Origin of the sequence: Klebsiella quasipneumoniae subsp. quasipneumoniae, assembly GCF_020525925.1 — a bacterium.
GTDB lineage: Bacteria > Pseudomonadota > Gammaproteobacteria > Enterobacterales > Enterobacteriaceae > Klebsiella > Klebsiella quasipneumoniae.
The window spans coordinates 3,502,941-3,527,678 of the sequence record NZ_CP084876.1 but is presented as its reverse complement, the minus strand read 5'-3'; the positions used below and the strand labels follow the sequence as shown (position 1 = coordinate 3,527,678).

The 24,738-nt window shown below is 57.3% G+C and carries 21 protein-coding genes and 1 pseudogene; 8 read left to right on the top strand and 14 right to left on the bottom strand.

Going from position 1 to position 24,738, the window contains the following annotated elements; translation table 11 throughout:
- Positions 1–2 precede the first annotated feature (2 nt).
- From artI to yahO, 4 genes are all read right to left on the bottom strand, one after another.
- Positions 3–734 (bottom strand): arginine ABC transporter substrate-binding protein ArtI, encoded by a 732-nt coding sequence (artI, locus tag LGM20_RS17055; RefSeq protein ID WP_002896390.1) that lies wholly within the window; start codon positions 732–734, stop codon positions 3–5.
- A gap of 20 nt (positions 735–754) precedes the next feature.
- Positions 755–1,483, bottom strand: coding sequence for an arginine ABC transporter ATP-binding protein ArtP (artP, locus tag LGM20_RS17050; RefSeq protein ID WP_032455249.1), 729 nt, complete (start codon positions 1,481–1,483; stop codon positions 755–757).
- 226 nt (positions 1,484–1,709) lie between these two features.
- Positions 1,710–2,225 carry a lipoprotein gene (locus LGM20_RS17045; protein ID WP_023288991.1) on the bottom strand — a complete coding sequence of 172 codons (516 nt, stop codon included), beginning with the start codon at positions 2,223–2,225 and terminating at the stop codon, positions 1,710–1,712.
- Between the two features lie 254 nt (positions 2,226–2,479).
- Positions 2,480–2,752 carry a DUF1471 family periplasmic protein YahO gene (gene yahO, locus LGM20_RS17040; RefSeq protein ID WP_023288992.1) on the bottom strand — a complete coding sequence of 91 codons (273 nt, stop codon included), beginning with the start codon at positions 2,750–2,752 and terminating at the stop codon, positions 2,480–2,482.
- 361 nt (positions 2,753–3,113) lie between these two features.
- Here yahO and LGM20_RS17035 point away from each other — a divergent pair, with 361 nt between their 5' ends.
- Positions 3,114–4,253 (top strand): GGDEF domain-containing protein, encoded by a 1,140-nt coding sequence (locus LGM20_RS17035; protein WP_044521893.1) that lies wholly within the window; start codon positions 3,114–3,116, stop codon positions 4,251–4,253.
- A 31-nt stretch (positions 4,254–4,284) separates the two neighbouring features.
- Entirely contained in the window at positions 4,285–5,115 is an 831-nt protein-coding gene (locus tag LGM20_RS17030) for an N-acetylmuramoyl-L-alanine amidase (RefSeq protein ID WP_044521894.1), read from the top strand.
- Here LGM20_RS17030 and LGM20_RS17025 read toward each other — a convergent pair.
- From LGM20_RS17025 to poxB, 4 genes are all read right to left on the bottom strand, one after another.
- Positions 5,112–6,125 (bottom strand): NAD-dependent epimerase/dehydratase family protein, encoded by a 1,014-nt coding sequence (locus LGM20_RS17025; protein WP_002896399.1) that lies wholly within the window; start codon positions 6,123–6,125, stop codon positions 5,112–5,114. The two genes, LGM20_RS17030 and LGM20_RS17025, sit on opposite strands and share 4 nt — an antisense overlap.
- 87 nt (positions 6,126–6,212) lie before the next feature.
- Positions 6,213–7,655, bottom strand: a complete 1,443-nt coding sequence (locus LGM20_RS17020; protein ID WP_044521895.1) for an SDR family oxidoreductase — start codon at positions 7,653–7,655, stop codon at positions 6,213–6,215.
- 10 nt (positions 7,656–7,665) lie between these two features.
- The gene (gene ltaE / locus LGM20_RS17015; RefSeq protein WP_044521896.1) at positions 7,666–8,667 is read right to left on the bottom strand and encodes a low-specificity L-threonine aldolase; all 1,002 of its coding nucleotides are present in this window, start codon (positions 8,665–8,667) and stop codon (positions 7,666–7,668) included.
- Positions 8,668–8,705: 38 nt separating this feature from the next.
- The gene (gene poxB / locus LGM20_RS17010) at positions 8,706–10,424 is read right to left on the bottom strand and encodes a ubiquinone-dependent pyruvate dehydrogenase (RefSeq protein WP_023288997.1); all 1,719 of its coding nucleotides are present in this window, start codon (positions 10,422–10,424) and stop codon (positions 8,706–8,708) included.
- 151 nt (positions 10,425–10,575) lie between these two features.
- Between poxB and LGM20_RS17005 the strand changes: the two genes are divergently transcribed.
- Positions 10,576–11,010 carry a DoxX family protein gene (locus LGM20_RS17005; RefSeq protein ID WP_044521899.1) on the top strand — a complete coding sequence of 145 codons (435 nt, stop codon included), beginning with the start codon at positions 10,576–10,578 and terminating at the stop codon, positions 11,008–11,010.
- 86 nt (positions 11,011–11,096) lie between these two features.
- Here LGM20_RS17005 and hcr read toward each other — a convergent pair whose 3' ends face one another.
- The 4 genes and pseudogenes from hcr to aqpZ all read right to left on the bottom strand — a co-directional run bounded on the left by hcr (position 11,097) and on the right by aqpZ (position 15,579).
- A complete protein-coding gene (gene hcr, locus LGM20_RS17000) occupies positions 11,097–12,062 on the bottom strand; it encodes an NADH oxidoreductase (protein WP_044521900.1) in 966 nt (321 codons plus the stop codon).
- Positions 12,063–12,072: 10 nt separating this feature from the next.
- The gene (hcp, locus tag LGM20_RS16995) at positions 12,073–13,725 is read right to left on the bottom strand and encodes a hydroxylamine reductase (RefSeq protein WP_023289000.1); all 1,653 of its coding nucleotides are present in this window, start codon (positions 13,723–13,725) and stop codon (positions 12,073–12,075) included.
- Between the two features lie 143 nt (positions 13,726–13,868).
- Positions 13,869–14,768, bottom strand: a complete 900-nt coding sequence (locus tag LGM20_RS16990) for a LysO family transporter (RefSeq protein ID WP_044521904.1) — start codon at positions 14,766–14,768, stop codon at positions 13,869–13,871.
- Between the two features lie 115 nt (positions 14,769–14,883).
- Positions 14,884–15,579: pseudogene (aqpZ, locus tag LGM20_RS16985) on the bottom strand (aquaporin Z).
- A gap of 418 nt (positions 15,580–15,997) precedes the next feature.
- Between aqpZ and LGM20_RS16980 the strand changes: the two are divergent.
- The 3 genes from LGM20_RS16980 to macB all read left to right on the top strand — a co-directional run bounded on the left by LGM20_RS16980 (position 15,998) and on the right by macB (position 20,855).
- Positions 15,998–17,656, top strand: a complete 1,659-nt coding sequence (locus LGM20_RS16980) for an ATP-dependent endonuclease (RefSeq protein ID WP_044521905.1) — start codon at positions 15,998–16,000, stop codon at positions 17,654–17,656.
- Between the two features lie 146 nt (positions 17,657–17,802).
- Positions 17,803–18,918, top strand: a complete 1,116-nt coding sequence (gene macA, locus LGM20_RS16975; protein ID WP_023289004.1) for a macrolide transporter subunit MacA — start codon at positions 17,803–17,805, stop codon at positions 18,916–18,918.
- Positions 18,915–20,855 (top strand): macrolide ABC transporter ATP-binding protein/permease MacB, encoded by a 1,941-nt coding sequence (gene macB, locus LGM20_RS16970; protein ID WP_044521907.1) that lies wholly within the window; start codon positions 18,915–18,917, stop codon positions 20,853–20,855. Before macA ends, macB begins: the two co-directional genes overlap by 4 nt.
- A gap of 76 nt (positions 20,856–20,931) precedes the next feature.
- Here macB and cspD read toward each other — a convergent pair whose 3' ends face one another.
- Positions 20,932–21,153, bottom strand: a complete 222-nt coding sequence (cspD, locus tag LGM20_RS16965) for a cold shock-like protein CspD (protein ID WP_002896516.1) — start codon at positions 21,151–21,153, stop codon at positions 20,932–20,934.
- A gap of 325 nt (positions 21,154–21,478) precedes the next feature.
- Here cspD and clpS point away from each other — a divergent pair, with 325 nt between their 5' ends.
- Entirely contained in the window at positions 21,479–21,796 is a 318-nt protein-coding gene (gene clpS, locus LGM20_RS16960; RefSeq protein ID WP_002896520.1) for an ATP-dependent Clp protease adapter ClpS, read from the top strand.
- Between the two features lie 30 nt (positions 21,797–21,826).
- Positions 21,827–24,106 carry an ATP-dependent Clp protease ATP-binding subunit ClpA gene (clpA, locus tag LGM20_RS16955; RefSeq protein ID WP_004201360.1) on the top strand — a complete coding sequence of 760 codons (2,280 nt, stop codon included), beginning with the start codon at positions 21,827–21,829 and terminating at the stop codon, positions 24,104–24,106.
- Between the two features lie 122 nt (positions 24,107–24,228).
- On the opposite strand, the gene infA is transcribed toward clpA, so the two are convergent.
- Positions 24,229–24,447, bottom strand: coding sequence for a translation initiation factor IF-1 (infA, locus tag LGM20_RS16950; protein WP_001040187.1), 219 nt, complete (start codon positions 24,445–24,447; stop codon positions 24,229–24,231).
- Positions 24,448–24,738 lie beyond the last annotated feature (291 nt).

Sequence of the window (24,738 nt, the reverse complement as noted above, 5' to 3'; positions counted from 1 at the left end):
TCTTACTTCTGGAACCATTTGTTATAGATGGTCTGGTAAGTGCCGTCTTTCTTCACTTTTTCCAGCGCAGCGTTAAATTTCTGCTGCAGGTCGGTGTTGCCCTGACGCACGGCAATGCCCAGCCCGGTGCCGAAATAGGCTTTGTCGGTCACTTTATCGCCCACGGCCGCCAGCTTCGGATTGCTCTTCAGCCATTCGGTGACCACGGCGGTATCACCGAAGACCGCGTCAATACGACCGTTCTGCAGATCCAGCTTCGCATTCTGGTAGCTGTCGTAAGGCACGGTGGTGATTTCCGGATGTTTATCCGTGATAAATTTCTGGTGGGTGGTGCCGTTCTGTACGCCCACTTTTTTGCCCTTCAGCTGGTCAATGCTGGTGAACTTGCCCTGCTGACCGACGAACAGCGCCGAGTTGTCATAATACGGGGTGGAGAACAGGACCTGCTTTTCACGCTCAGGCGTGATGTCCATCCCGGCCATGACCGCGTCGAAACGGCGGAATTTCAGGCCCGGGATCAGGCTGTCAAAGGCCTGGTTGGTAAAGGTACAGGTGGCGTCGATCTCTTTACACAGCGCGTTAGCCAGATCCACATCGAAACCGACGATCTGGTTGTTGGCATCCACCAGCTCAAACGGAGGGTAGGAGGCCTCGGTGGCGAAACGAATGGTTTGCGCGGCGGAAGCGGAGAGGCTCATGCCTGCGAGCAGGGCGGCAATCAGTACTTTTTTCATCGTCATTTCCCCGAAAAACATCAGTGTGAAAGATAGTTTTTAAACGCGTCAGTTTGCGGATGCGTGAAGCAGGAGGCATCCCCTTGCTCGACGATATGGCCATTTTCCATATACACCACCCGGCTTGCCGTCTTGCGCGCCACTTCAACTTCATGGGTGACGATAACCTGGGTGATGCCGGTTTCAGCCAGCTCGCGGATGATACTAACGATCTGGGCGGTGATTTCCGGGTCGAGCGCCGCGGTAGGCTCATCGAACAGCAGAACCTGCGGCTCCATCATCAGCGCGCGGGCGATCGCCACACGCTGCTGCTGACCGCCGGATAAATGCAGCGGGTAACGATCGCTGTAGGGCTTCAGACGCAGGCGCTCCAGCAACTTCTCTGCGCGAGCCAGCGCCTGATCCTTGCTTAACCCCAGTACGCGACAGGGGGCCTCGATCAGGTTCTGCTGTACCGTCAGGTGCGGCCACAGGTTGTACTGCTGAAAGACCATGCCGACGTTCTGCCGCAGTTCGCGAATCGCTTTATCGGACGGCGCTCTGGTGAAGTCGAAATGGTTACCGGCGATGGCTAATGAACCGGAACGCGGCATCTCCAGCAGGTTGAGTACGCGCAGCAGCGAGCTCTTCCCGGCACCGCTGGGGCCGAGCAGCACCAGCGTTTCCCCCTGCGGGCAATCCAGCGTGATGTCGAACAGCGCCTGGTGCGCGCCGTAGAAGCAATTAATGCCGTTTAGTTTAATACTCATCTGGGCAGTCTGATACGAATAGCTATTGAGGCCGCAAATACTACCTTTGGCAGAATAGTTATGCAATATTTATGCGTTAAAAGTTAAATCTAAACCACGTTTAGCTTTAAAGTTAGCACAAAATATTGCCTGGTGGGTGAGGGGGGAGTAAATGTCGGCATTCTCGGGGCGAATACCGACATTTTACCGGGGTTATCGTTTCAGCGACGTCGCTTCAACTCCGGAACTAACGTTTCTCCAGACTCTGTCGCAACGTCCCGGCCGGCGCGTGGCTGTTGTTGCCGAGATAGCGAACGTCATCGACGGCCCAGCACTGGCCTTCCTGGATCATCAGCACTTCGTCTTTCCAGCTCTGGGTTCCCTGCTTTAGCTCCACGCGCAGCGGAATGTTGCGCGCATCGCGATTAGGGATGGTTGAGGCGCTGGCGACGACGGCGCTGTCCGCCGGGGTGCTGCTGCTCGAGAACAGGTTAGCCTGCAGCAGTTTGCTGTTGGCCGGATCCTGACGGGCGTCATTGAGTAACTTCGCCAGGCCGTCGCTGAGATAGGGGCGCAGCGCCGCCGGATCCTGCGTACGGTTCTGGAGCTGGGTGTCGTAGAATTTTTGCGCTACGTCGTCAGGGCCGCCTTCGACACAGGGGCCGCTGCGGGTGCCATTATCTTTATAGGCCGGGGTGACGGTCGTACAGGCGCTGAGCGCCAGCGCGCAAGGGAGAAGTGCTGCAAGAAGTTTGTAGCGCATGATGATTTCCTTATAAGCGAACTACGTTTTCAGTTTCCGTTAAAGCATAGCGTATAGCGTGCGGATTGTACTTGACGCAAAGAGCTAAGACCTTGATGTGACTACGGCCTTAGGGCAGGACATCGACAGGGAAGATCGCTGTATGATATTAAGGCAGGAAAATCTGGGGGCCGTTTAAAAATAAACAGACTTTTTGGGCAAACAAGAAACATTACCCGGGCAATATGATAATGTTTCTTGAAATATAAGATTAATTACTTCTTCTTATAGATGTTAGCGGAGATGTGCAGTTTTTTATCGGTATTACCGGAAGAGAGCACGATAACGTCTGCGCCTTTCTCATCGGCCTTTTTAATCAGTTCTTCACGGGCATCGCTGGGTGCAGTCTGACCGGTAGAAGAAATGGTACCGATTTTAGTATATTGCGTATGGACCTTATCGAAGGCTTCTTTCGTTAAAATTTCTGCAGAGAAGGCGTTCGCCGTTAAAAACAATGCTGCACCTGCCACTAAAGCTGCATATTTCATATTTTTAGACTCCATTGTTTATCTTGCTATCATCATGCTCTTGTTTTATCTCACCAATGAGCGGTTTCAGATTGTACTAACACCATTTTTTTTTCAAGTGGAATACTGCAATTTTATGACGGTTAGTTAACTCTTTTTTAAAGAAAAGATGACGTATTTTGCATTGATAATGCTTGCTTTTTTTTGCCGGATACACATAGGGAGAGGACCAGACCCTTTTCATCTGACGTTAGCAGAAAATCAGCTTAAGGCGCCGGGGCAGAAAGGGGGGCAGCGTTGACAGACATTCCCGGAAACATGGTTTATCATAAAGCAAAGCAGGGTCTGCGCCCATGGTCATGCAGGTCACCAGGGAGATAAGATGTTAACAAATAAGCAAGAGGGCGTCCGCCAGCTGCGAACCGAGCTGTGGGCCACCAGAGATAATGTCCAGCGCCATGCGCTATCCATGAGTATGCCCTGGCTGGCCTTTGTCAATATCGCTTTTGCGTTAATGGTTTTCTTCCGCAATTTTATCTTTACTCATTTTGATAAGAAGCTGTTAACGCACCAGGCGGTTATTCCTTATGTCGAAGTCGCGCTGATCGCGGTTATTATTATTTCGGTAATTTTAGCCATTATTGCCGTCACGCCGCGCCTGGCGCAGGGGCGCTATACGTTGAGTATTATCACCGGCCTGCAGCTGGCACTCAGCCTGTGCTGGTCCCTGAGTAATTACTGTTTTATCTTTTTCTGGACACTGCCCTTCGCCTGGCCGCTGCTGGTGATATTAATGACCACCGGCCTCGCCGCGCTGTATCACCATTGGCCCGGCATTATCGCTTTTATGCTTCCGCTATGGGGAACCGCCTTGCTGGCGGGTATACAGAACCACCCTCACACTGAGGTCCGCTTTTTGATCCTGTGGGGCATTTTTACGGCGATTTTACTCTATGGCAGGCGTATTCTTAAGCGCTGGTATGATGAGGCCTGGAAGACGCATCAGGAAAATATGCGGCTTATTCAGCGGCTGGAAAGTATTGCCAACCAGGATGCATTAACCGGGACCGCGAATCGCCGGGCGCTGAATGCCTATCTGGCGGAGATTTGGCAGCAAAAAACGCCGTTGGCGCTGATGATGATCGACGTCGATTACTTTAAGCGTTACAACGACCACTATGGCCATCAGGCTGGCGACGATTGCTTATCGACTGTCGCCCAGGTGCTTAAAATGGCGGTACGGGCAGAGGGCGATCTGGTCGCCCGCTACGGCGGCGAAGAGTTTGTCATCGCGCTGCCGGGGGTTTCCTTAGCGCGAGCCACCTCCATTGCCGAGCGCATTCAGCAGAAAATTAGCGAGGCGGCGATCCCCCATGAGGCTTCGGCGGTGGCCTCGGTGGTGACCGTCAGTATGGGGGTCGTCGCCTCCGACGGCACGGTTCCGATGGAGACGCTGATCGCCCGGGCGGACAGCGCGCTGTACCAGGCGAAAAATAAAGGACGAAATCGATGGTCTTATTAACCCGGAGACGCTGCCGGGCAAGGATGAAAGAATGACACGGATTGCGCTGATCGCGCTGCTGGCGTTACTGCTAAGCGGCTGTGCCGGCGAAAAAGGGATTATCGATCGCGATGGATACCAGCTGGACATCCGCCATCCGGCGCAGGCGGCCTATCCGCGAATAAAAGTGCTGGTGATCCACTATACGGCAGACAACTTTGATACTTCTCTGGCGACCCTGACCGATAAAGAGGTCAGCTCCCACTATTTAATTCCTGAACAGCCGCCGCGCCACCATAATAAACCGCGGATCTGGCAGCTGGTGCCGGAAGAGGATCTGGCCTGGCACGCCGGTGTAAGCTACTGGCGCGGCAGCACGCGCATCAACGATACTTCCATCGGTATTGAACTGGAAAACCGCGGCTGGCAGAAGACCGCGGGAGGTAAAAGCTTTACCCCCTTTCACCCGGAACAGATCGCGGCCCTGATCCCGCTGGCGCGCGATATTATCACCCGCTACCACATCGCGCCGCAGAACGTGGTGGCCCATGCCGATATCGCCCCGCAGCGCAAAGACGATCCGGGGCCGTTGTTCCCCTGGCAACAGCTGGCGCAGCAGGGGATTGGCGCCTGGCCGGACGAGCAGCGGGTGGCTTTTTATCTGAACGGGCGGCCGCCCAGTGAGCCAGTGGACCCTGAGGAGGTGCTGGATTTGCTGGCGCGCTACGGCTATCAGGTCACGCCGGAGATGACTCCCGCGCAGAAGAAACGGGTAATTATCGCCTTCCAGATGCACTTCCGCCCCCAGCGCTGGGATGGCGTAGCGGATGCGCAAACCGAAGCGATAGCCGAGGCGCTGTTAGAGAAATATGGCCAGGGTTAGCGGTGAAGTTTACCGTGGTCGCGTAACCAGGCGGCGGTACGCACAATCCCGTCGTCCAGCGTCACCACCGGCTGATAGCCCAGCTCATCCTGCGCGCGCGTGATATCGAGCGTAAAATCAAAATTAAGTTTAGAGACGCCGTAGTGGGTAAAGGCCGGCTCTTTGGCCGTTTTATCGCCAAAACGCTCCATGCTGCGGGCGATAATATCCAGCATCGGGTAGGGAACTGAACGGATCCGGCATTTGATGCCCAGCTCATCGATCAGTTTCTGCACGATGCTGCGCAGGGTGCGCGGTTCGCCATTGCTGATATTCCACGCGCGGGCGGAGGGAAGATGATCGCAGGCAGGCTGGCTCGCCAGCCACATCGCGTGGACGGCATTTTCATAATAGGTCATATCGACCAGCGCGCTGCCGCCCCGCGGCAACAGGACGCTGCCGTAGTGCTGCATCATTTGCGCCAGCCGGGGAATAAAGACTTTATCGTGCGGCCCGAACAGGCTCTGCGGGCGCAAAATGGTAAAACGGGTGTGTGGGTTGGCCTGCGCCAGCAGGTTGATCACCTCTTCGCTGGCCGCCTTGCTGCGGGCAAACTCATTGGCGAAGCGGTGCGGGCGGAAATCTTCCTGAATATCGCGATGGTGGTGATAATCAAAATAGAGCGAGGGCGAAGAGATATGGACGAAATTGCGTACGCCCCATGCTACCGACCATTCGCCGAGGCGGCGGGTGGCGCGGACGTTAGCGAGATCGAAAGCCTGTTGCGTGCCCCAGGGCGAGGTGAAACTTGAGCAGTGCCACAGGGTATCGATACCGGCGAGCATCACTTTAGCCTGCGAAGAGACCAGCTCGGTTAAATCTGCCGGGATGAATTCCGCCCCCATTTTGCTCAGAAGCTTACCCATCGCTTCGTTGCGCCCGGTCGCTCGCACGCTGATGCCCTTGTTGCGCAGATATTCCACTGCGTTGCGGCCTAATCCGCTGGTCGCACCGGTAACCAGTACCTTCATATTACTCTACTGTCCCAGAAAAGAATTTCGTGCGCATTTTTCCGTGATTCTCCCGACTATGCAATGAGAATCATGAAAGAATAATGCTTATCCTTCGACTCTGCCTGAGATTTGTTCGGCCAACCGGGCGATGCGTTGCGCCATACCGCGGAAAATAAACAGGTGCGCCGGGATCATCAGCAGCCAGTAGACCAGGCCCGGCATACCGTGCGGGTGCCACCAGGCGCGGACGTCCAGTTCACGACGATCGCCTTTATCGTTAATGGTAAAGCTTAACCGGCCCAGTCCCGGCGCTTTCATGCCGAACAGCAGAGTGAGCTGTTTTTCTTCCTCCACGATAATCACCTTCCAGCTGTCGACCGTATCGCCGGTCTGCAGATAGTCGCGCTGCGGTCGCCCTTTGGCCAGCCGGTGGCCGACCAGCAGATCCATCGCGCCGCGGGTTTTCCACAGCAGATTGCCGAAAAAATATCCCTCTTTACCGCCGATTTGGTTAACGACCTGCCACAGGGCTTTGCGGCTCGCCTGAGTGGTGATGGTGCAGCCTGCCTGTTTCGGATAATAGCCATACTCCGGTCGCCAGCGGGCGAAAGCCTGGGCGTCGTAGCCCCAGTCGCTGGAGTTTACCAGCTGCTCTTCTTCTTTCAGGGTGCGGCGAACCGCCTGATCGAAGGGGATCAGCGTTTGCGGGATCAGCGTCCGCAGCGTCCGGTCATCGGCGATCAGATCGTGCTTCAACCCCTGAATTAGCGCTTTGGCGATGGTCGGCGGCACCGAGGTGATGACATTGAGGAACCACACCGAGATCCAGCGCGTCGGCAGGGGAATCGGAATGAGCGGGCGGTGTTTGCCGCTGACGGCCATAAAGCGAATGAACTGCTGCTGATAGCTTAACACCTCCGGACCGGCGGCTTCGAAGACGCGGTGCGCGTCGGAAGGGTGATTCAGTAGCTCAACGAGGTCAACGAGCAGGTTTTCCAGCGCGACAGGGGTGGTACGCGAACGCACCCAGCGCGGGGGGGTCAGCACCGGCAGGTTATAGACCATGTCGCGCATCACCTCGAAGGCGGCGGAGCCGGCGCCGACGATAATTCCGGCCCGCAGCTCGGTTACCGGCACGCCCGACTCGCGCAGGAGATCGCCGGTGACCTGACGAGCGCGCAGATGGTCGGACTGCTCCTGCGCTGGAGCCTGCAGCGAGCTGAGAAAGATAATCTGACGCACCGGCGTCTGGCGCAGGGCATCGCGAACATGCGTCGCCACCCGACGCTCATGGGCGATAAAATCGCCGCCTTCGCCCATGCCGTGTACCAGATAGTAAAGGGTATCGATACCTGTGAGCAGCGCAGGCAGAGCCTGCGGCTGATTGAGATCGACTGACCGGCAGGTGACGCCGGGCAAAGCGAGTTTTTGCAGTCGGTCGGTATGGCGCGCCGCCGCCAGCACCGGATAACCCCGTGCGCTTAATTCGCGGACTAAATGCTGACCAATATAGCCGCTGGCGCCGAGCACCAAAACCGATTGCGACACGCCTGACTCCTTAGCGTTGTAAAAAAGCCTGCCAGTGGGCGACCACTTCGCTCAACTGCTGACGATTGACATCCAGGTGAGTGACCAGACGGACGATGGGCGAGGCGTTGATCAGCACGCCGCGCGCCTGCATAAACTCGCCGAGCGCCCGGGCCTGTTCATCACCGACGCGAACGAACAGCATGTTGGTATCGTGACGGGTGACGTCGGCGCCGATGGCGCGCAGCTGATCCGCCATCCACGCGGCGTTATCATGATCCTCCTGCAGGCGCTGCACGTTATTTTTCAGCGCGTACAGCCCGGCGGCGGCCAGAATGCCCGCCTGGCGCATCCCGCCGCCGACCATTTTCCGCCAGCGAACGGCGCGGCGAATATACGCTTCACTGCCGACCAGCAGCGAGCCAACCGGGGCGCCAAGCCCCTTTGACAGGCAGATGGTGAAGGAGTCGCAGTACTGGGCGATATCGCGCAGCTCACAGCCGTAGGCGACCACGGCGTTAAAGATGCGCGCGCCGTCGACGTGCAGCGCCAGATCGCGCTGGCGGGTAAACGCCCAGGCTTCCTGGAGATAGTCGCGCGGCAGCACCTTACCGTTATGGGTGTTTTCCAGGCTCAGCAGGCGGGTCGGGGCAAAATGGATATCGTCAGGTTTGATTTTCGCTGCGACTTTATCCAGCGGCAGCGAGCCGTCCGCCGCGGCGTCAATCGGCTGCGGCTGAATACTGCCGAGAACCGCCGCCCCGCCGGCTTCGTACAGATAGTTATGCGCCCCCTGGCCGACGATATACTCTTCGCCGCGCTGGCAGTGGCTGAGCAGGCCGACGAGGTTGGCCTGGGTGCCGGTGGGCAGATACAGCGCCGCCTCTTTGCCGGCCAGGTCGGCGGCGTAGCGCTGAAGTTCATTGACGGTAGGGTCGTCGCCATACACATCGTCCCCGACCGGGGCGGCCATCATGGCTTCCAACATGGCGCGCCCGGGACGGGTAACGGTATCACTGCGCAGATCGATCACGGCTTTTCCTTGTTCTGGTTCAGAGTATTGCTTCTGTTTTACCTGAGCCAGTTGGTTTTCGCCAGTTCGATGACTTCATCGCCGCGCCCGCTGATGATCGCCCGCAGCATATACAGGCTAAAGCCTTTCGCCTGCTCCAGCTTGATCTGCGGCGGGATCGCCAGCTCCTCTTTGGCGACCACGACGTCGACCAGCACCGGACCGTCGGTGCGGAAGGCGGTCTGCAGCGCTTCATCCACCTCGGCGGCTTTCTCAACGCGAATACCTTTAATACCGCAGGCTTCCGCGATGCGGGCGAAGTTGGTGTCGTGCAGCTCTGTGCCGTCGGTGAGATAGCCCCCGGCCTTCATCTCCATCGCCACGAAACCCAGCACGCTGTTGTTAAAGATGATAATTTTCACCGGCAGCTTCATCTGCGCCAGCGACAGAAAATCCCCCATCAGCATGCTAAACCCGCCGTCGCCGCACATGGCCACCACCTGACGCTCCGGCGCGGTGGCCTTGGCGCCAATGGCCTGCGGCATGGCGTTGGCCATGGAGCCGTGGTTGAATGAACCCAGCAGGCGGCGTTTGCCGTTCATCTTGAGATAGCGTGCCGCCCAGACGGTCGGGGTGCCGACATCGCAGGTGAAAATGGCGTCTTCATCGGCAAAATGGCTGATCTGCTGCGCCAGATATTGCGGGTGGATCGCCTTCTCGCTGGGCTTCGCCAGATCGTCGAGTCCTTTTCGCGCGTCGCGATAGTGCTCCAGCGCCTTATCGAGGAAGCGGCGATCGGTTTTCTCTTCCAGCAGCGGCAGCAGCGCCTTTAACGTTGATTTGATGTCGCCCACCAGCGCCATATCAACCTTACTGTGCGCGCCGATGCTGCCGGGGTTAATGTCGATCTGAATAATTTTGGCGTCGGTCGGATAGAAGGCGCGATAGGGGAACTGGGTGCCGAGCAGGATCAGGGTGTCGGCATTCATCATGGTGTGGAAGCCAGAAGAGAAGCCAATCAGCCCGGTCATGCCCACATCATACGGGTTGTCATACTCCACATGCTCTTTACCGCGCAGCGCATGGACGATGGGGGCTTTAATTTTTGCTGCGAACTCCACCAGCTCCTGGTGGGCGCCGGCGCAGCCGCTACCGCACATGAGCGCGATATTGCTGGAGTAGCGGATAAGCTGCGCCAGCTTGCGCAGCTCCTCGTCGGCCGGGGAGACCGTCGGCAACGGCGCATGGTACCAGTGGCTGCTGGCGCTCTCCGGGGCGGCTTTCAGCGCCACGTCGCCGGGCAGAACCACCACCGAAACGCCGCGGTTAATCACCGCCTTACGCATCGCCACCGCCAGCACCTGCGGGATCTGCTCCGGGGTGGAGACCAGCTCGCAGTAGTGGCTGCATTCGCGGAACAGCTCCTGGGGATGGGTCTCCTGGAAATAGCCGCTGCCAATCTCGCTGGAAGGGATGTGGGCGGCAATGGCCAGCACCGGGACATGGTTGCGGTGACAGTCAAACAGACCGTTGATCAGGTGCAGGTTACCCGGTCCGCAGGAACCGGCGCAGACCGCCAGTTCGCCGGTCAGTTGCGCCTCCGCGCCGGCGGCGAAAGCGGCGACCTCTTCGTGCCGGGTGGCCATCCAGTCGATGGTGCCCATGCGGTTCAGGCTATCGCTCAATCCATTGAGGGAATCGCCGGTGACGCCCCAGATACGTTTCACGCCGGCCTGTTCCAGCGTTTTGGCAATGTATGCGGCCACGGTTTGTTTCATGATCTCCATCTCCTTTTTTTGATAACGCCTTCAAGCTTAGATGAAACTGCAGCGTACGTTGCCGATTTCCCTCAATTTTTCGCTGGTTTTATTGCTGAAGTATTGGGCATACTCTGGGGTCTCACGGGGTGTAAAACAGGAAGCACATCAAATGGTTAATGGATTGTTAAACACAGTAAACAGAACGCTGTCGCATGAAGATGCCGGTAAACTCTTGTTACGACTCGCCGTCGGCGGGTTAATGCTGTTTCACGGTTTGCACAAGCTGCTGGATGGCGTGGACAGCATTAGCGGGATGCTGGTGGCGAAGGGGTTGCCGGGGTTTATCGCCTACGGTGTGCTGGTGGGGGAAGTGGTTGCCCCCTGTTTGTTGATTGTCGGCATCCTGACGCGCCCAGCGGCGCTGGTGTTGGCTTTCACCATGGTAGTGGCGTGGCTGATGGTCGGTCTCGGCAAGACGTTTGCGCTTGATGCGGTGGGCGCGTGGGCGATTGAGAATCTGGTCTATTTCTTTGTTGGCGCGCTGGCGATTGCGCTTTTGGGCGCCGGGCGTTACTCGCTGGCCGGTCAGTCGGCCTGGCGATAGCCATGCGCCGAAAGGCGGAACAACTGCGTACGACGTAAAGCAGAAACAGAGGCCGGATAAGCATAGCATCATCCGGCCTTTTAAGGTCAGGCCAGAACCAGATCGCCCAGCGGGTGACAGGAGCAGGCCAGCACATAGCCGTCGGCGATTTCGCCGTCGGTCAGCGTCATGGTGCTGGTGACGCTATACTCCCCGGAAACGACTCTGGTTTTGCAGCAGCCGCAGACGCCGGCGCGGCAGGCGACGGTCACCGGCACCTGATTGCTCTCCAGCGCATCGAGCAGGGTGGTGCCCACCGGCGCGTAAAATTCTCGCGCCGGCTGCAGTTTGGTGAATTTCACCCCGGTGGCGGCCTCCGCCACCGGGGTGAAGAACTTCTCCTTAAAGAAGCGGGTAACACCCAGGGCGGCAACGTCCTGTTCAACTTTCTCCATATACGGCGCTGGCCCGCAGGTCATCACGGTGCGGCTGGCGATATCCGGTACGCTCTGCAGTAGTTCCGGGGTCAGACGGCCGGCGACAAAACCGTGCGTCGCGTGGTGCTCCGCCACCAGGGTAACCGGATAGTTGCGCCACTCTTCGGCAAAGATCACATCCTCCGGCGAACGAACGCTATAGATCACCTGCACGTCGGCCTGCGGACGGTACTTCGCCAGCCAGCGGCGCATCGACATGATCGGCGTGACGCCGCAGCCAGCGGCCAGCAGCAGGAACTTATCATCCGCCTTATCCTCGCAGGTGAAATCCCCCATCGCGTCGGACAGCCAGATATAGTCGCCGCGCTTTACGTCGCGGGTGAGCCACTGTGAGCCCGCGCCATCGTCAATACGGCGAACGGTCAACGTAATATATTCGCTGACGCCCGGCGTGGACGAAATAGTGTAAGCGCGCAGGGTCTCTGCCGAATGACGCACGCTGACCAGGGCGTACTGCCCGGCACGGTACGGATAATAGTCATGGCAGAGCAATGAAACGGTCCACACATCCGGCGTTTCCTGATGGATGTGATGCACCTGCATTCGCCACGGGCATTGTGAGGTTGGCATGGTCATCAGGGACTCCTTACGCGCTCAGCAGCTGCTGCATATCTTGTTCCACGGTGGTCACGGAACGCAGACCAAACTTCTCATTGAGGATAGCCAGCAGATCCGGAGTGAAGAAGCCAGGCGCCGTCGGGCCGGTGACAATGTTTTTCACGCCGAGAGACAGCAGCGTCAGCAGGATGACGATCGCTTTCTGCTCGAACCAGGAGAGCACCAGTGACAGCGGCAGATCGTTGACGCCGCAGCCCAGTTTTTCCGCCAGGGTCACCGCCAGAATAATCGCCGAGTAGGCATCGTTGCACTGCCCGGCATCGACCAGACGCGGCAGGCCTTCAATATCGCCGAAATCGAGTTTATTGAAGCGGTATTTACCGCAGGCCAGGGTCAGGATCAGGCAGTCGTCCGGTACGCTGGTGGCAAAATCGGTGAAATAGTTACGTTCCCCGCGGGCGCCATCGCAGCCGCCGACGAGGAAAATGTGACGCAGTTTTTCCCGGCTGACCAGATCGATCAGTGTGTCCGCCGCGCCGAGCAGGGTCTGACGGCCAAAGCCGACGGTGATCAGATGCGGGATCTCGCTGTACGGGAAGCCAGCCATCTGCTGCGCCTGGGCGATAACCGGCGCGAAGTCTTCACCTTCCAGGTGGTTCACGCCCGGCCAGCCGACGATGCTGCGGGTCCAGATACGATCGTCGTAGGCGCCGACGGTGGGGTCGATGATGCAGTTAGAGGTCATGACGATGGGGCCCGGGAAGCGGGCGAACTCCACCTGCTGGTTCTGCCAGCCGCTGCCGTAGTTCCCAATCAGGTGTTTGAATTTACGCAGCTCCGGATAGCCGTGCGCCGGCAGCATTTCCCCGTGGGTATAGACGTTAACGCCGGTGCCTTCGGTCTGCTCCAGCAGGTTATAGAGATCTTTCAGGTCATGGCCGGAGATCAGGATGCACTTGCCCTCGGTCGCTTTAACGTTGACCTGGGTTGGGGTCGGATGACCGTATTTGCTGGTCTCACCGGCGTCCAGAATGCTCATGACTTTGAAGTTCATCTGGCCGATCTCCATTGAGCACTCCAGCAGCGCGTTCATATCGGCAGGCCAGGTACCCAGCCATGCCATGATTTTATGGTACTGGGCGTAGATGTCGTTGTCGTACTGGCCGAGAACGTGCGCGTGCTCCATATAAGCCGCAGCGCCTTTCAGGCCGTACAGGCACAGCAGGCGCAGGCCGAGAATGTTGTCGCCGATGGCCGCTTTGTCTTTGTTCGGGGTAAATTCCGCCGCCTGACGCTGCAGGTCGCCCAGATCGTCGCTAGCCAGTTGCAGAGCGGCCATCGGATTGTTAACCGTCGCGTGGGCATCAATGTTCAGGCACTGCGCTTTAAGCGCTTCACGCATGGCGATAGCCTGGCGCGCATAGCCAACGATACGCGGGGAGTCGAAGTTAACGTTAGTCAGCGTAGAGAAAAAAGCGCGCGGCGCAAAGCTATCGACGTCGTGGTCGATAATGCCATATTCGCGGGCCTTGAGCGCCCAGGCGGAGAGGCCTTGCAGTGACGCAATCAGCAGATCCTGTAGATCGGAGGTTTCCGCTGTTTTACCGCACATCCCCTGCGCGTATGAGCAGCCGTTGCCGGCCGGGGTACGAATGGTTTGTTCACATTGCACACAAAACATGGTCACACCTTTAAAGTTATATTTGATATACATGTTTAAGGTTATGCCCGAGCGCGTGAGGAGAAAAGGTATTTCTGATACAACTTAAAGGGAGATTGATTTAGCGCAAAATTGGCGGCAGGAAGTCTGCCGCCAGCGCCTGCTCAGGCGGCAAAAAAGGCGATCAGGATCGGGACCAGCAGGCTCAGCAGAAAACCGTGCACGATGGCGGCAGGGACGATCTCCACGCCGCCGGAACGCTGCAGCACCGGTAAGGTGAAGTCCATGGAGGTGGCGCCGCACAGCCCCAGCGCCGTGGAGCGGCTACGGCGAATCAGGCCCGGAATTAACATGATGGCCAGCAGCTCGCGGCACAGGTCGTTAAAGAACGCCGCGCTGCCGATCACCGGGCCAAAGGATTCGGTCAGTAAAATACCGGAGAGTGAATACCAGCCGAAGCCGCTGGCCATCGCCAGACCGGTCTTTAGCGGCAAATCCAGAATAAAGGCGTTGAGGATGCCGCCGAGTAATGAACTGGCCGTGACCACCACGGCGACGATCATTCCCCGCCGGTTGAGGACTATTTGTCGCAGACTCATTCCATTATTGCGTAATTGAATACCGACGAGGAACAGGAGAAAGATCAGCGTATATTCGCTGGCTTCGGTGGCGTGTTGTAAAAAAGACAGGCCGGTCAGGCCAAGCAAGAAACCGAGCACCACCACACCGCACAGCTGGAGTGATTCCAGGGCCATGGCCAGGCGCGAGGGTAATTTCTCCTGACGATGCAGACTGCGCCAGGGCATTTTTCTTTCCAGCCACAGCAGAGCGGTAATATTACACAGTAAAATGATGACCACGCTCACCGCGGCGTAATGCAATATCGCCAGCAGATTGCTGGCCAGATTGTCGAGAAACGCCAGGCTGATACCCATAAAAAAGAGGATCACATAGACAATCCAGCTCAGCATCCGGTTAATCAGTTTTAACGCGGAGGAGCGACGAAGAGGCAGTAAATAGCCGACGACCAGCGGCAACAGAATGATGAACAGTCCCGAGAACATGAACGATGCAACCCTTGCATGATGAGAATAGCGCTCATGACACTATCCAAATAGCCGGGCCGAGTAAAGCTGTCGCCAGAAAGAAAAAGCCCGGGGACCCGGGCTTTAGAAAAGATTAATCGCGTTTTTCCAGCAGAGTGCGGTACAGCACGCCGCCGAGGATCCCGCCGACGATCGGCATGACCCAGAACAGCCACAGCTGCTGCAGCGCCCAACCGCCCTGGAAAATCGCCACCGCGGTGCTGCGCGCCGGGTTGACCGAGGTGTTGGTGACCGGAATGCTGATCAAATGGATGAGGGTCAGCGCCAGGCCGATAGCGATCGGCGCGAAGCCCGCAGGCGCGTGTTTGTCGGTAGCGCCATGGATAACCAGCAGGAAGCCGCAGGTCAGTACGATTTCAATAACGATAGCCGACAGCATAGAGAAGCCGCCCGGGGAGTGTTCGCCATAGCCGTTGGAGGCAAAACCGCTGGCGGCGGCATCAAAGCCGGCTTTACCGCTGGCCACTACGTACAGCACCGCGGCGGCAATAATTCCGCCGACCACCTGGGCGATAATATAGCCAATGACCTCTTTCGCCGGGAAACGACCGCCGGCCCACAGGCCTAAGGTCACCGCCGGGTTGAAATGACCGCCGGAAATATGGCCAACCGCATACGCCATGGTTAATACGGTTAAACCAAATGCCAGCGCCACGCCGGCAAAACCGATACCCAGCTCGGGAAATGCTGCGGCAAGGACGGCGCTACCGCAGCCGCCAAATACAAGCTAGAAGGTGCCGAAGCATTCGGCTGCTAATTTTCTGAACATAACCACCTCAATTTAAATGTATACGCGCACGAGCGGACCGTGCCGTTCTTTATTTATCGTGATAAGGGACGACGATAAAAATAAAGCGGAGTTATTCTAGAGATAATCGTCATCCCAGAGCCAGTTAAATATATTGATATTATTTGATTTAGGGCAAGGTGAAGGGATTGCGTTTGCCAGTTTAACTATTCCTATATCCATCCAAGATTATCAATAGTGTAGAACATAACGTCTGAAATAAAACTATTTTGTTTGATGAATAATCAACAGCGGTTAATAGGCGGTAAGTGTGTAATTTTATGAATATATTTAACCTCCTGAATAGGATGCGCGAGGTGACTAAGCGGAGTGTCATCTTGCCGCCGCCCTCGCTATACTGTTGATTACTGAAGGAGAGTGGTGGTGTAGCGGAGGGGATATGCTTCTTGAGCGCGTAGAAATCGTCGGTTTTCGCGGTATCAATCGTCTGTCGTTGATGCTTGAGCAAAATAACGTCCTGATCGGGGAAAACGCGTGGGGGAAGTCCAGTCTGCTTGATGCGCTGACCCTGCTTTTGTCGCCAGAGTTCGATCTTTATCACTTTGTTCGCGATGACTTTTGGTTCCCCGCGGGCGACATCCAGGGGCGCGAGCACCATTTGCATATTATTCTGACCTTCCGCGAAACGGAGCCGGGACGCCATCGGGTGCGGCGTTTCCGTCCGCTTCAGCGCTGTTGGGTGCCCTGTGATGACGGGTATCACCGGGTGTTCTACCGCCTGGAAGGCGAACTCGCCGATGATGACAGCGTGATGACCCTGCGCAGTTTTATCGATGGCGAAGGCGAAGCGCTGGCGCTGGAGGATATCGATGAGCTGGCCAGACACCTGGTGCGTTTGATGCCGGTGCTGCGTCTGCGCGACGCGCGCTTTATGCGGCGCATTCATAACGGAACGGTACCGCACTCGCCGCAGATAGAGATCACCGCCCGCCAGCTGGATTTTCTGTCCCGCGAACTGGTCAGCCACCCGCAAAATTTATCCGACGGTCAGATCCGCGAGGGGTTGTCGGCCATGGTGCAGCTGCTGGAGCATTATTTTGCCGAGCAAAGCAGCGCCCAGACGCGACATCGCCTGATGCGGCGGCGTTCCCATGATGAACAGCGTAGCTGGCGTTATCTGGATATTATCAACCGGATGATCGACAAGCCCGGCGGGCGCAGCCATCGGGTGATCCTGCTGGGGCTGTTCGCCACCCTGCTGCAGGCGAAAGGGACGGTGCGCCTCGATCGCGATGCGCGGCCGCTCTTGTTGATTGAGGACCCGGAAACCCGGCTGCATCCTATTATGCTGTCGGTGGCCTGGCATTTGCTCAATTTGCTGCCGCTGCAGCGGGTGACGACGACGAACTCCGGCGAGCTGCTGTCGCTAACGCCCGTCGAGCATGTGTGCCGGCTGGTGCGTGAATCGGCGCGGGTGTCGGCATGGCGGTTGGGGCCCGGCGGAATGAATGCCGAAGAGAGTCGGCGCATTGCCTTTCATATCCGCTTCAATCGCGCCTCATCGCTCTTCGCCCGCTGTTGGCTGCTGGTAGAGGGGGAGACGGAAACCTGGGTTATCAACGAACTGGCCCGCCAGTGCGGCCATCATTTTGATGCTGAAGGGGTGAAAGTCATTGAATTCGCCCAGTCGGGCCTGAAGCCGTTGATCAAATTCGCCCGCCGGATGGGGATCCAGTGGCACGTGCTGGTGGACGGCGATGAGGCAGGGAAAAAATATGCCGCGACCGTACGCGGCCTGCTGAATAACGATCGCGAGCTGGAGCGCGACCATCTGACCACTCTGCCGGCGCTGGATATGGAACACTTTATGTATCGTCAGGGATTTGATGACGTTTACCACCGGGTGGCGCAGATCCCGGATAATGTGCCCATGAATATGCGGCGGGTGATCACCAAGGCCATTCATCGTTCATCCAAGCCGGACCTGGCGATTGAGGTGGCAATGGAAGCCGGCCGCCGTGGGGTGGACGCAGTGCCGACGCTGCTGAAAAAAATGTTCTCGCGGGTACTGTGGCTGGCCCGCGGTCGCGCCGATTAATCTCTTCGCCGTCGAGGGGCTCGGCGGCGCAAAGCTCTCCGGCAGCTAAACAAAACGTCATTGGCGCGAAAAATGGATGTTCTGTTGCCAACGGGTTTCGATAGAATCACCGCCTGGATCGGCAGGGAAACAGCAGGAATCGGAATATGAAATTGAAGGGAAAACGCAGGACCGTCTGGTGGCTGTTGGCGATCGTGGTGCTGGGTCTGGCTGTCTGGGGATGGCGGATCCTCAACGCGCCGCTGCCGCACTACCAGACACTGGTGGTGCGCAAAGGCGACCTCCAGCAGAGCGTGCTGGCTACCGGCAAGCTGGATGCCTTGCGAAAAGTTGACGTCGGCGCCCAGGTCAGCGGACAGCTGAAGACGCTGCACGTGAATATCGGCGATAAGGTCAAAAAGGACCAACTGCTGGGGGTTATCGATCCTGAGCAGGCGCAAAACCAGATCAAAGAGGTGGAAGCGACGTTGATGGAACTGCGCGCCCAGCTCAATCAGGCGCGCGCGGAGAGTAAGCTGGCGCAGGTGACCCTGGCCCGTCAGCAGCAGCTGGCGCAGCGCCAGCTGGTCTCGCGACAGGACCTCGATACCGCGGCCACCGACCTGGCGGTGAAACAGGCGCAAATCGGCACCATTGAAGCGCAAATTAAGCGCAACCAGGCGACGCTCGACACCGCGAAGACCAACCTCGACTACACGCGGATCCTGGCGCCGATGGCTGGCGAAGTGACGCAAATTACCACCCTGCAGGGACAGACGGTGATCGCTGCCCAGCAGGCGCCGAACATTCTGACCCTGGCGGACCTCAGCACCATGCTGGTTAAAGCGCAGGTCTCCGAAGCGGATGTCATCCATCTCAGACCGGGGCAAAAGGCGTGGTTTACCGTGCTGGGCGACCCGTTAACCCGCTATGAAGGCAAGCTGAAGGACATTCTGCCGACGCCGGAAAAAGTCAACGACGCCATCTTCTATTATGCCCGCTTCGAGGTCCCGAACCCGCAGGGGATCCTGCGCCTCGACATGACCGCGCAGGTGCATATTCAACTGGCCGAGGTAAAGAACGTGATCACCATCCCGCTGAGCGCCCTGGGCGATGCGGTCGGTGATAACCGCTACCACGTCCGGCTGTTGCGTACCGGCGAGGTCAAAGAGCGTGAGATTGTCATTGGCGCGCGCAATGATACCGACGTCGCGGTGGTGCAGGGACTTGAAGAGGGGGATGAGGTGATCGTCGGCGAGAGCGCGAGCGGGGCGGCAAAATGACGGCCCTGCTCGAGCTGCGTGATATTCGTCGCAGCTATCCTTCCGGCGACGGCAGCGTTGAGGTCCTCAAGGGGATCACCCTCAGTATCCATGCCGGGGAGATGGTGGCGATCGTGGGCGCCTCCGGCTCGGGTAAATCAACACTGATGAACATCCTTGGCTGCCTTGATAAACCCACCAGCGGCACCTATCGGGTGGCGGGAACCGATATTGCGCAGCTGGATGGCGATGCGCTGGCCCGTCTGCGGCGGGAACACTTTGGTTTTATCTTTCAACGCTATCACCTGCTGTCGCATTTGACCGCCGCGCAGAACGTCGAAGTGCCGGCGGTGTATGCCGGCAGTGAACGGCGGGCGCGCCTGGCGCGCGCTCATGAGCTGCTGGCGCGCCTGGGGCTTGGCGATCGCGCCGACTATCAGCCGTCGCAGCTGTCCGGCGGCCAACAGCAGCGGGTCAGTATCGCCCGCGCCCTGATGAACGGTGGGGAAGTGATCCTCGCCGATGAGCCGACCGGCGCGCTGGACAGCCATTCCGGCGAAGAGGTGATGGCGATCCTGCACCAGCTGAAAGCGCAGGGGCACACGGTCATCATTGTCACTCACGATCCGCAGGTCGCCGCTCAGGCGGAGCGGATCGTCGAGATCCGCGATGGCGAAATCGTCCGCAACCCCTCCGCCAGCCGCCAGGGCGGTGGGCTGCGCGCCCGTCAGCAGGAGGAGCCCTCGGCGTGGCGTCAGTTCACCAGCGGCTTTCGCGAGGCGCTGGTCATGGCCTGGCGGGCGATGGCGGCGAATAAAATGCGCACCCTGCTGACCATGCTCGGCATTATTATTGGGATTGCCTCGGTGGTGTCGATCGTCGTGGTGGGCGATGCCGCCAAACAGATGGTGCTGGCAGATATTCGCGCGATAGGCACCAATACCATTGACGTCTACCCTGGCAAGGATTTTGGCGATGACGACCCGCGCTATCAGCAGGCGCTGAAGTATGACGACTTGCTGGCGATCCAGAAACAGCCGTGGGTGCGTTCCGCTACGCCGGCGGTGTCAAAAAGCCTGCGTCTGCGCGCCAACAATATTGACGTAGCCGCCAGCGCGGAAGGGGTGGGGCCGCAATACTTTAATGTTTACGGCATGACCTTTAGCGAGGGCAATACCTTTAATGAGCTGCAGCTCAACAGCCGGGCGCAGGTGGTGGTGCTCGACAGCAATACCCGTCGCCAGCTGTTTCCCAATAAAGCAAAAGTGGTGGGCGAGGTGATTCTGGTGGGCAATATGCCGGCCACGGTGATTGGCGTTGCGGATGAAAAGCAGTCGATGTTCGGCAGCAGTAAAATTCTCCGCGTCTGGTTGCCCTACACCACCATGGCGGGAAGGGTGATGGGCCAGTCGTGGCTGAACTCGATCACCGTTCGCGTTCATGAAGGCTATGACAGCGACACCGCTGAAAAACAGCTGCTGCGTTTGCTGGAGCTGCGGCATGGTAAAAAAGATGTATTCACATGGAATATGGACAGCATCTTGAAAACCGCCGAAAGGACCACACATACCTTACAGCTGTTCCTCACATTGGTGGCGGTGATCGCCCTGGTGGTCGGCGGGATTGGCGTGATGAATATTATGCTGGTGTCGGTGACTGAACGAACGCGTGAGATAGGCATCCGCATGGCGGTTGGCGCCCGGGCCAGCGATGTGCTGCAGCAGTTTCTCATCGAAGCGGTGCTGGTTTGCCTGGTCGGCGGCGCGCTGGGGGTGACATTGTCGCTGATGATTGCGTTTATTCTGCAGCTGTTTCTCCCCGGCTGGGAGATCGGTTTTTCGCCGCTGGCGCTGGTGACAGCGTTTCTCTGTTCGACGTTAACCGGGGTGCTGTTTGGGTGGCTGCCGGCGCGCAATGCGGCGCGGCTCGATCCGGTGGATGCCCTGGCGCGGGAGTAGTCGGGATGAGAAATAAAAATGCCAGTCAGAAGGACTGGCATTTTATTAGCAGGATGTACACAATGAAGCAAAAGAGTTATGCAGCCGTTTCCGCTTCCACAGGGACGATCACGCTGGCGTGGTTGCCTTTTGGCCCCTGGTGAACATCAAACCGAACGGCTTGTCCGGCTTTTAGCGTTCTGTAACCATCCATCTGGATGGTGGAGTAATGGGCGAAAATGTCTTCGCCGCCGCCCTCAGGGCAGATAAAACCGAACCCTTTGGCATTGTTGAACCACTTAACAGTACCCATTTCCATACTTCGACATCCTTCGTAAATCTTTATTAGTAAGATGGAATGAACCGGTGGTGGAGTGACGAGTTGTTCAATTGCTCGCCAACTCTCGCCACTACAATTTAGAGAAATACGAAAACGCGTCAAGCGATTGAGGAGGGGGAGCGGCGAAAAATGCGTCAAAATTTGAAGCAGTTAACGCTATTGCCGGGGAATGTGACAGCCGTCGCGGATAGAAGCGATAGATGATAGTTATCTATGATCTGTTGTAGATTTGTGATGAGCATAACCTCTGGTCATCGACAGGCCTCCGCCTGTTGGCAACAGCAACCGATGATGAACACTGACGATGAGTAAGAGAGATTGGCTGGACTTCGAGCACCTGGTTGACGACGAAGTTCGTGATGCGATTAAACCGCCATCTATGTATAAAGTGATATTGGTCAATGATGACTACACTCCAATGGAGTTTGTTATTGACGTGTTACAAAAATTCTTTTCTTATGATGTTGAACGTGCAACGCAACTGATGCTCACGGTTCACTATGAAGGTAAGGCGATTTGTGGCGTGTTTACCGCGGAAGTGGCGGAGACCAAAGTCGCTATGGTGAATCAGTACGCGAGGGAGAACGAGCATCCATTGCTGTGTACGCTGGAAAAAGCCTGAATACAGGCATGAAAATTGGGGGAGGTGCCTATGCTCAATCAAGAACTGGAACTCAGTTTAAATATGGCTTTCGCCAGAGCGCGCGAGCACCGTCATGAGTTTATGACCGTCGAGCACTTGCTGCTGGCTCTGCTAAGCAACCCCTCGGCCCGTGAGGCCCTGGAAGCGTGTTCAGTGGACCTGGTGGCATTGCGTCAGGAACTTGAAGCCTTCATCGAACAAACCACACCCGTCCTGCCAGCCACGGAAGAAGAGCGCGACACCCAGCCGACGCTGAGCTTCCAGCGTGTGCTGCAGCGCGCCGTCTTCCACGTGCAATCTTCTGGCCGCAGCGAAGTGACCGGCGCCAACGTGCTGGTGGCGATTTTCAGCGAGCAGGAGTCGCAGGCCGCCTACCTGCTGCGTAAACATGAAGTGAGCCGACTCGATGTGGTGAACTTCATTTCTCATGGTACACGCAAAGACGAGCCGAGCCAGTCTTCCGATAACAGCGGAAGCCAGCCTGGCAATGAAGAGCAAGCCGGCGGGGAGGAACGTATGGAAAACTTCACCACCAACCTCAATCAGCTTGCTCGCGTCGGCGGCATTGATCCCCTGATCGGCCGTGAAAAAGAGCTGGAACGCGCCATTCAGGTTCTGTGCCGTCGGCGTAAAAATAACCCGCTGCTGGTGGGGGAATCCGGCGTCGGTAAAACCGCCATCGCCGAAGGCCTTGCCTGGCGTATTGTGCAGGGCGATGTGCCGGAAGTCATGGCTGACTGCACCATCTACTCGCTCGATATTGGTTCTCTGCTGGCCGGGACGAAATACCGTGGCGATTTTGAAAAACGCTTTAAAGCGTTGCTCAAACAGCTGGAGCAGGATACCAACAGCATCCTGTTCATTGATGAGATCCACACCATCATCGGTGCGGGGGCGGCGTCTGGCGGTCAGGTCGATGCGGCTAACCTGATCAAACCGCTGCTTTCCAGCGGCAAGATCCGGGTGATTGGCTCCACCACTTACCAGGAGTTCAGCAACATCTTTGAGAAAGATCGTGCGCTGGCCCGCCGTTTCCAGAAAATTGATATTACCGAACCGTCGGTGGAAGAGACCGTCCAGATTATCAACGGCCTGAAGCCGAAGTACGAAGCGCACCACGATGTGCGTTATACCGCCAAGGCGGTACGTGCCGCGGTTGAGCTGGCGGTGAAATACATTAACGATCGTCATCTGCCGGATAAGGCGATTGACGTGATTGACGAGGCAGGGGCGCGGGCGCGCTTAATGCCGGTCAGCAAGCGTAAGAAAACGGTTAATGTGGCGGATATCGAGTCAGTGGTGGCGCGCATTGCGCGGATCCCTGAGAAGAGCGTCTCCCGCAGCGATCGCGATACGCTGAAAAACCTTGGCGATCGACTGAAAATGCTGGTCTTTGGTCAGGATAAGGCCATCGAGGCGCTGACGGAAGCCATCAAAATGGCGCGCGCCGGGCTGGGCCATGAGCACAAGCCGGTGGGTTCATTCCTGTTCGCCGGGCCGACCGGGGTGGGGAAAACCGAAGTGACCGTGCAGCTGGCGAAGGCGCTGGGTATTGAGCTGCTGCGTTTTGATATGTCCGAATATATGGAACGTCATACCGTCAGCCGTTTAATCGGGGCGCCTCCGGGCTACGTCGGCTTCGACCAGGGCGGGCTGCTGACCGATGCGGTGATTAAACATCCGCACGCGGTGCTGCTGCTCGATGAGATCGAAAAAGCGCATCCGGACGTGTTCAACCTGCTGCTGCAGGTGATGGATAACGGAACGCTGACCGATAACAACGGACGTAAAGCGGACTTCCGCAACGTGGTGCTGGTGATGACCACCAACGCCGGGGTGCGGGAAACCGAGCGTAAATCGATTGGCCTTATCCAGCAGGACAACAGTCCGGATGCAATGGATGAGATCAAGAAGATCTTTACGCCGGAGTTCCGTAACCGTCTCGACAACATTATCTGGTTCGATCACCTCTCCACCACGGTGATCCATCAGGTTGTCGACAAGTTTATCGTCGAGCTGCAGGTTCAGCTGGATCAGAAAGGCGTCTCCCTGGAAGTCAGCCAGGAAGCGCGCGACTGGCTGGCGGAAAAAGGCTACGACCGGGCGATGGGGGCACGTCCGATGGGACGCGTCATTCAGGACAACCTGAAAAAACCGCTGGCGAACGAGCTGCTGTTTGGCTCGCTGGTCGACGGGGGGCAGGTGACGGTCTCTCTGGACAGCGCGAAAAATACGCTGACTTACGACTTCCAGAGCGCGCCGAAGCACAAACCGGAAGCCGCCCACTAAGGCGATATCTTGCATGTAAAAACCGGCCATTGGCCGGTTTTTTTTTGCTGGCTGGCGGTAGAAATGAAAAGACCGGGAATTATCCCGGCCTTCAGCATCTGACGCCTTAGTGGCGAAAACAATCAGCGACTACGGAAGACAATGCGGCCTTTGCTCAGGTCGTACGGGGTCAGCTCAACAGTCACTTTGTCGCCCGTCAGAATGCGGATGTAGTTTTTACGCATTTTACCGGAGATATGCGCGGTTACCACGTGACCGTTTTCCAGTTCTACGCGGAACATAGTGTTAGGCAACGTTTCAAGTACGGTGCCCTGCATTTCAATATTGTCTTCTTTGGCCATCTAGTCCTCTGGGGTATCACTACCGTAGTTTTGAACCGGCAAGATAATGCCGAAGTTCATCATGTAAGTAAAGTTTTACGTGTCTACCCTGAATCATTCACCTTACCGCAAGGCGCGCAGTCAGCACGCCGGCAATGGAAATATGACGGGTATGAATCGCCGAAGTAGTTTTGGCGCATTGCCCGGGACACACACGGCCATGCCGCGTGACAGGCGCAAACGTAAAGGGGAGTGACAGAACGATGGGCGTTATCTGACTCTTATTATTCCCAAACGGCGGCGGGGCAACAG

Coding starts and splice junctions, on each gene's coding strand:
- artI (WP_002896390.1), bottom strand. CDS start 734: ATGAAAAAAGTACTGATTGCCGCCCTGCTCGCAGGCATGAGCCTCTCC.
- artP (WP_032455249.1), bottom strand. CDS start 1,483: ATGAGTATTAAACTAAACGGCATTAATTGCTTCTACGGCGCGCACCAG.
- LGM20_RS17045 (WP_023288991.1), bottom strand. CDS start 2,225: ATGCGCTACAAACTTCTTGCAGCACTTCTCCCTTGCGCGCTGGCGCTC.
- yahO (WP_023288992.1), bottom strand. CDS start 2,752: ATGAAATATGCAGCTTTAGTGGCAGGTGCAGCATTGTTTTTAACGGCG.
- LGM20_RS17035 (WP_044521893.1), top strand. CDS start 3,114: ATGTTAACAAATAAGCAAGAGGGCGTCCGCCAGCTGCGAACCGAGCTG.
- LGM20_RS17030 (WP_044521894.1), top strand. CDS start 4,285: ATGACACGGATTGCGCTGATCGCGCTGCTGGCGTTACTGCTAAGCGGC.
- LGM20_RS17025 (WP_002896399.1), bottom strand. CDS start 6,125: ATGAAGGTACTGGTTACCGGTGCGACCAGCGGATTAGGCCGCAACGCA.
- poxB (WP_023288997.1), bottom strand. CDS start 10,424: ATGAAACAAACCGTGGCCGCATACATTGCCAAAACGCTGGAACAGGCC.
- LGM20_RS17005 (WP_044521899.1), top strand. CDS start 10,576: ATGGTTAATGGATTGTTAAACACAGTAAACAGAACGCTGTCGCATGAA.
- hcr (WP_044521900.1), bottom strand. CDS start 12,062: ATGACCATGCCAACCTCACAATGCCCGTGGCGAATGCAGGTGCATCAC.
- hcp (WP_023289000.1), bottom strand. CDS start 13,725: ATGTTTTGTGTGCAATGTGAACAAACCATTCGTACCCCGGCCGGCAAC.
- LGM20_RS16990 (WP_044521904.1), bottom strand. CDS start 14,768: ATGTTCTCGGGACTGTTCATCATTCTGTTGCCGCTGGTCGTCGGCTAT.
- LGM20_RS16980 (WP_044521905.1), top strand. CDS start 15,998: ATGCTTCTTGAGCGCGTAGAAATCGTCGGTTTTCGCGGTATCAATCGT.
- macA (WP_023289004.1), top strand. CDS start 17,803: ATGAAATTGAAGGGAAAACGCAGGACCGTCTGGTGGCTGTTGGCGATC.
- macB (WP_044521907.1), top strand. CDS start 18,915: ATGACGGCCCTGCTCGAGCTGCGTGATATTCGTCGCAGCTATCCTTCC.
- cspD (WP_002896516.1), bottom strand. CDS start 21,153: ATGGAAATGGGTACTGTTAAGTGGTTCAACAATGCCAAAGGGTTCGGT.
- clpS (WP_002896520.1), top strand. CDS start 21,479: ATGAGTAAGAGAGATTGGCTGGACTTCGAGCACCTGGTTGACGACGAA.
- clpA (WP_004201360.1), top strand. CDS start 21,827: ATGCTCAATCAAGAACTGGAACTCAGTTTAAATATGGCTTTCGCCAGA.
- infA (WP_001040187.1), bottom strand. CDS start 24,447: ATGGCCAAAGAAGACAATATTGAAATGCAGGGCACCGTACTTGAAACG.